The sequence below is a fragment of the Streptomyces calidiresistens genome (assembly GCF_014141525.1).
GTDB lineage: Bacteria > Actinomycetota > Actinomycetes > Streptomycetales > Streptomycetaceae > Streptomyces > Streptomyces calidiresistens.
In genome coordinates this window covers 1-7,330 of the sequence record NZ_VKHS01000202.1, presented here as the reverse complement: position 1 = coordinate 7,330, position 7,330 = coordinate 1, and the positions used below count along the sequence as shown (strand labels likewise).

Genomic DNA, 7,330 nt, shown 5'->3' with positions numbered 1-7,330 from the left:
TCCCGGGAGCCGTTCTGCGCCGGTCCGCGGGGCCCGGCGGTGCGCAGTGGACCCGGGGATTCCAGCGGCCGATGCGCCGGGCGCCCTCACTGGTGAGTACGGACGCGATCGCGGCGAACACCGTCTCCTCAGGGATGTTCCGCGCCCTCGGCGCTGCGGTTGCATCCGCTCCGGCGGCACCAACGACTCCACGGGTTACCACGACCATCCGGAACGAGCCAATCCTGCCCCACCGTCTGCTCCCCATGTCTACTGAGCGAGCCCACCGTCCCCATAGGCCTCACTCCCCAAGGGCGAGGTCCTGGTGTCGGCACGAGGTGGTGAGTGAGGGGAGTTCCATGATCGTTTCTGTCGTCACTTCGAGGGTCGAGGCGGGCGCTCGTGGGGGTGGTGACGGATTGCTGATCGAACATCATTCGTCGATGCGGTGTGTGACGACCGCTGCCCCAGTGTGACGTTTGCCACGGAGGGGAATCAGGGTTTAGCTGTACGTGTCGGTCGGATTATCGTACTTTCCTGTCTTTTCTTCCGGGCTACTTTCATGCCGCACGGATGCCACACGCCGCATCCATCAAGTAGTCAGGAGAGCGGGTAGAGATGACGACCTCTCACCCCGACCGCACACCACGCGGTCGAAATCCCCTCGAGGAAGGCGCCGTCTGGCGCGGTTCCTCGTTCCCGTTGGCAGGCGGCCGGCGGTTGTTGCCGCGTCTGGCCCTGGGCGCGGCGTTGTTGTTGGCGATCGAGACGGCGGTGCTGGCGGGCGGCAACGGGCAGGCCGTCGCGCTGAGCGGCCCGGCCCGACAGGCGGCCCCCACGGACAAGAGCGACGCGAAGGTGACGGAGGCCGCCGACATCGCTTCGGCGAAGGTGGCGGCCAAACTCGCCGGGCACCGGGTCGAGGCGCTCTCGGAGCGCACGGAGACCTCCACCACGTGGGTGAACGCCGATGGCTCGCTGACCACCGACCTGTTCGCCGGCCCCGTGCGCTTCGAGGACGACGAGGGGCAGTGGCGGGAGGTGGATGTGTCCTTGACCGAGCGCAAGGACGGCAACCTCACCGCCCGCGCCCACCCGGCCGGCTTGATGCTCGCCGGTGAGGCCGGCACCCCGGCCCGCTCCCTTGAAGAAGCCGAGAAGGCCCCGGCCCGGGATCTGCTGCGCCTGGGCTCGGGCGATGAGCGGTTGACGCTGCGTTGGAAGGGCGGGCTGCCCGAGCCGGTCATCGAGGGCGAGGACGACACCATCGCCCGCTATCCCGAGGTCCTGCCCGGCGCCGACCTGCTGGTGGAGGCCACCCGCACCGGCTTCGAGCAGTACGTCCAGCTCACCGAACGCCCCGAGGTGAAGGAGTACTCCTACACCCTGCCGTTGAAGAGCGCCGGGCTGAACATCGAACCGCAAAAGGACGGCAGCATCCTGTTCACCGACCCCGAGACGGGTCAGGAGCGGGCGGTCATGCCCGCCCCGGTGATGTGGGACGCCACCGTCGACCCCGTCTCCGGGGACCACGCCAAGGTGGTTCCGGTGGACATGGAGGTCCGGGGCGAGGGCGAGGAGGTCGAGCTGGTCCTGACCCCCGACATCGACTTCCTCACCGACCCCGACACCCTCTACCCCGTCACCGTCGACCCCTCCACCGGCAACCTGGGGAACGTCTTCGACACCCTGGTCAAGCAGGGGGACACCACCGACTGGTCCACCAACACCGAACTGCACATCGGCAACCCCGGCACCACCAACCCCGACGGCACCGAACGCTGGTCGCGGTCCTTCATCACCTGGGACACCTCACCCATCCGCGACGCCCTCATCTCCACCGCCCAACTGCGGCTGTACAACACGCACTCGGGCAACACCGACTGCGCGCCCGCGCAGTGGACGGTGTGGGAGACCGGAGCCGCCTCCACCGCCACCCGCTGGACCAACCAGCCCCAGTGGATCCAGCAGTACGCCTCCTCCACCCAAACGGCCGGCCGCGCCAACTGCGGCGGGCCCGCCTGGATCACCGCCAACGTCACCGACCTGGTGCAGGTGTGGGCCTCGGCCAAGGCCACCCGCGGTCACATGGGACTGCGCGCTCCGTCCTCTTCCACCTCGCAGTGGAAGCAGGTCCGCTCGGCCAACGCCGCCTCCAACCCCCCGCGCCTGACGGTCACCTACAACTACCGCCCGCGCACCGGCACCCAGCAGGAAGCCGGACCCCCGTACTTCTCCTACAGCGGGGAGTACGTGGTCAACACCACCACCCCCACCCTGCGCGACACCTTCATCGACGCCGACGGCGACAAGGTCAACGGCACCTTCGAGATCCGTGACGCGGTCACCGACGCCCAGGTCGGCACCCACCTCGTCTCACCCTGGGTGAACTCCGGAACCCCCGCCGAGGTGAAGGTCCCCGCCAACCTCCTGACCCACGGCAAGCGCTACAAGTTCCGCACCTCCCCCTACGACGGAACCCACTACAACCTCGGCTGGTCGGCCTGGAAGTTCTTCACCGTCGACACCCAAGCCCCCAACGCACCCCCCACCATCACCTCCACCGACTACCCCACCGGACAGTGGGTGGGAGGCAAGGGCCAGGCGGGCGTCTTCCGCGTCACCCCGCCCACCGGCACCGACCACCACTGGCTGGAATGGTCCCTGGACGGCGTGAGCTGGACCAAACACCAGACAAACGGCACCTCCGGCGCCAAGAACATCACCATCACCCCCGACCGCGACGGCACCCACACCCTCCAGGTCCGCGCCGTCGACAAGGCCGACAACAAATCCGACGCCACCGAATACACCTTCCACGCCGGCCCCGGCGGCTTCACCCAACCCGCCGAGGGCGAGCGCACCGCACGCCGCCTCGCCCTGATCGCCGACGCGGACGCCGCCGCCTACAACAACGTCACCTTCTCCTGGCGACGCTCCGAAGCCGACCCCTGGCAACCCATCCCCCCTGCCCACATCACCACCGGCGATAAGCCCCTGCAGGCCTGGCCCGTCCCCATGGCCGGCGGACGCAACGCCCGCCTGATCTGGGACGCCACCACCACCGTCGACCCCGACGGCTCCATCCAGATCAAAGCCGACTTCACCGGCCCCAACAACGCCACCGGCAGCACCGAACCCCTCACCGTCGTCGTCGACCGCAACGCCTCCGGCGCCGCCGTCGAGAGCGTCGGACCGGGCATAGTGAACCTCCTAACCGGCGACTACACCATCTCGGAAGAGGATCTGTCCCACTGGGACCTCACAGTGACCCGCACCGCCTCCTCGCGAACTCCCGATAAGGGCGGCAAGCAGGAGGGCCAGGTCGCGATCTTCGGCCCCGAATGGGTGGCCGGCACGGTGGCCGAACTCACCGATTCCGAGTACAGCCACATCCGCAAAATCTCCGCCACCGCGGTCGCCGTGGTCGACACCGAGGGCGATGAGATCCACTTCACGGCCAACGCGGCCAAGAACGGATGGATACCCGAGCCCGGCGCCGAGGACCTCACGCTGACCGGCTCGGTGACCGCGAGCTTCACCCTCTCCGACACCGAGGGCATGGTCACCGAGTTCACCAAGCCGGACACCACGGCGGAGACCTGGCTGGTCTCCAGCACCCTCATGGACGGCTTGGCCAACACCACCACCACCATCGTCTCCGAGACGGTCACCGTCAACGGAACGAAAGTGGCCCGCCCCAGGCGGGTGATCGCCCCCACCTCGGCGGTGAACGCGGCCACCTGCACCGCCACCCCCTCCACCAAGGGCTGCCGGGCACTGGAGTTCGTCTACGCCAACTCCACCACCGCCACCGCCGACGCCTTCGGCGACTACACCGGGCGCGTGAAGGAGATCCGGCTGTGGTCCACCGAACCCGGCGCGGCCAACGCCACCGCCAGAACGGTTCAGACCTACCGCTATGACAACGAAGGGCGCCTCCGCGAGACCTGGGACCCGTTGATCACTCCGGCCCTGAAGACCTCCTACGCCTATGACGGGGCCGGCCGCGTCACCCGCGTGACCCCGCCCGGCGAACTGCCCTGGACCCTCACCTACGGCCGGGCCGGCAACACCGCCACCGCCGGCGAGGGCATGCTCCTGAAGGCCACACGCCCGGCACTCAAGCAGGGCACCACCGATGAGGTCCAGGGCGAGGCCGTCACCAGCGTGGTCTACGACGTGCCACTGACCGGCAGCAAGGCGCCCTACGCCATGGGCACCACCCATGTCGCGGCATGGGGACAGAGCGACGCCCCCACCGACGCCACCGCCGTCTTCCCCGCCGACGCCGTACCCACCTCCCACACCGGCGCGGACCTGGCGGCTGCGGACTACCGCCGCGCCACCCTCACCTACCTCGGCGTCTCCGCCCGACCGGTGAACGTGGCCCAACCGGGCGGACACCTCACCACCACCGAGTACGACCGGTTCGGCAACACCGTCCGGGAACTCACGGCGGCCAACCGAGCCCTCGCACTCGGTGGCACCGCAGAGGAGCGTGCAGCACTCGACCGACTCGGCATCGGAGCACTTCCCACCGCCGAACGCGCCGAACTTCTCTCCACCCGAAACCTTCACGACGACAAGGGCATCCGCCTGCTGGAGGAATTCGGACCGCTGCGCCGGGCCGACCTCACCGCGAACCTGACTCAGGGCACCACCACTCTGGTTCCCGCCGGCACATCGGTGTCCGCCCGCACCTGGACGGTCAACGAATACGACCAGGGACGGCCCACCAACGGCACTGCCACCGTCAAGGATCAGATCACCAAGGTCACCACGGGCGCCTGGGTGCGTGAACACCCCGGAGTCCATGCCGAGACCCGGGTGAGCCAGACGGTGTACGACTGGGTCAAGGGCATGCCGGTCCAAACGATCAAGGACCCCGGGGGACTCGCGGTCACCACCCGAACCGAATACGACGATCAGGGACGGGTGACCAAGGAGATTCGCCCGGGCGGCAATGGATCCGACGCCCTCACCCGGGTGACGACCTACTGGTCCGCCACCGGTACCGGCACCTGTGCCGGGCGCCCCGAATGGGCCGACCTGCTCTGCTCCACCGGACCCGGGGGCCCCATTACCGGTGGTGGCTCGCACCCGACCCAACTGCCCACCACCGTCACCGAGTACAACTGGTGGGGCGCCACGGCCAAGATTACCGAAAGCGCCAACAACGTCACCCGCACCACCACCACGACCCATGACGGCGCGGGCCGCCCGGTGACGGTGAGCACCACCGGCGGACTCGGCACGGCGGTACCGGCGACCACCACCGAGTACGACCCGGCCACCGGCCAAGCCCTCCGCACCGTCTCACCCACCGGCGGCACCATCACCAAGGCCTACGACAAGCTCGGCCGGCTGATCTCCTACACCGATGCCGACGGCGGCACCACCCGCACCCACTACGACCTGCTGGACCGGCCGGTCCGCGTCACCGACAGCGTTCCGTCCACCGTCACCCACACCTACGACCACACCATCGACCCCCGCGGCCTGGCCACCAGCACCACCGACTCCGTCGCCGGCACCTTCCGGGCCACCTACGATCCGGACGGCAAACCTCGAACCGAGAAGCTCCCCGGCGGCTACACGGTGCGGGAGACCACCAACCCCGACGGCTCGATCCTGGAACGCGAGTACACCCGCGACAGCGACGGCTCCGTCCTCTACAGCGACACCGTCACCGAGAACATCCACGGCCAGGTCGTCACCCACGCCGGCTGGTCCGCCCAGCACTACCGCTACGACAAACTCGGCCGCCTGACCGAAGTCGAGGACACCACCGAGACCATCTGCACCCGACGCACCTACACCTTCGACCAGCGCACCAACCGCACCTCACTGCGCACCGCCACCGGCCTTCCCGGCGACGCCTGCCCCACCAGCGCAGGCACCACAACCTCCTACACCTACGACACCGCCGACCGCCTCACGACCTCCGGCCACGTCTACGACGCCCTCGGCCGCACCACCACGGTCCCCGGTCACGGCACCATCGCCTACCACGCCAATGACCTGATTCACCGGCAGACCGCCGACGGCAAGCGCCAGACCTGGACCCTCGACGCCGACCACCGCTTCCGCACCTGGACCGTGGAAACCCAGTCGGGCAGCACCTGGACACAGACCGCGTCCAAGCGCAACCACTACAGCGGCGACGGCGACAACCCCAGCTGGATCGTGGAGAACACCACCACCGGTGAGATGACCCGCAACGTCGACTCCGCCTCCGGCGACCTGGCGGCCACCACCGCCGCGAGCGGCGACACCGTTCTCCAGGTCACCAACATCCACGGAGACGTCGCACTCCAACTCCCGCTCACCGCAGGCCAGACCCCGGTCGTCCTGGACCACGACGAGTACGGCAACCCCCGCACCGGCCAGGAACCCACCCGCTACGGCTGGCTCGGTGCCAAACAACGCTCCGCCGAGACCCCGACCGGCCTCACCCTCATGGGCGTGCGCCTCTACAATCCGCACACCGGGCGCTTCCTGTCCATCGACCCCGTCTACGGGGGCGGCGACAACCACTACGGCTACCCCGGCGACCCCATTAACCAGTACGATCTGGACGGGCAGTTCTGGAACAAGGCAAAGAAGAAGTGGAAAACTTTCCGCACGAAGAGCTGGCGGAAATGGACACGCCGAGCGATTAGGGGGACGGCCTGGCTGGCCGCCGGACTGGGCACAGCAGCGCTCTGCGTAGGAACGGTAGTTGGTTGTGTGGCAGCTGGCGTGGTGTTGGGAGCGACTGCTGGGTCTGTTGACTATCAAGCACGATTTCTATTCCAGAAGAAGCGCCGCCCCAAAGTTAGTGATCACCGAAAGAACATAGCGCTCGGTTCATTCACGACGGCCACGGGTACACTGGGTAGGCTTCCTTCCGCATACCGCGGTGTGAGGAGCTTCTTCGCCCGCGGCTCCGGACGGCATCGTAGGTAGGAGTCACGTCGCGTGCAGGTAAGGACCGGTTTCGGTCCTTACCTGCACAGCGCCATGCACAGAAAGAGATCAGTGAGATTCGATGTCACTAAGGCGTGCGATTCTGCGGACTTTCGGATGGTTAATCGCGAGCGCTCTCCTCGCCTTCCTATTGTCATCGCTCGGAGTCATTGAAGATCCAACTGTGAAGGTTTTCATTGTTATGCTGGGAACGGCGGCAGGAATTGCTCACAATATCTGGCGCTTTGATGGTACAGGGAATTCGAGGGGTACGTGATCCGGAATAATGGGTCACTCTTGCGCGCTCAGCAGGGCAGGTGGTGACACCGTGACTTGGCGTTGCTTTGCTATTCGGAAAATTGCCGTCACCCTGCCAGCGGAAGTCCGGTGGAGGTGGCAG

Annotated in this window: 2 protein-coding genes; one reads left to right on the top strand and one right to left on the bottom strand. The window is 67.6% G+C overall.

What is annotated here, in order from left to right; all coding sequences use genetic code 11:
* The first annotated feature begins 741 nt into the window (after positions 1-741).
* Positions 742-6,930 carry a DNRLRE domain-containing protein gene (locus FOE67_RS10945; RefSeq protein WP_438874205.1) on the top strand — a complete coding sequence of 2,063 codons (6,189 nt, stop codon included), beginning with the start codon at positions 742-744 and terminating at the stop codon, positions 6,928-6,930.
* A 154-nt stretch (positions 6,931-7,084) separates the two neighbouring features.
* On the opposite strand, the gene FOE67_RS29175 is transcribed toward FOE67_RS10945, so the two are convergent.
* The coding region (locus FOE67_RS29175) for a hypothetical protein (protein ID WP_228473761.1) at positions 7,085-7,330 on the bottom strand (246 nt) is incomplete at its 5' end.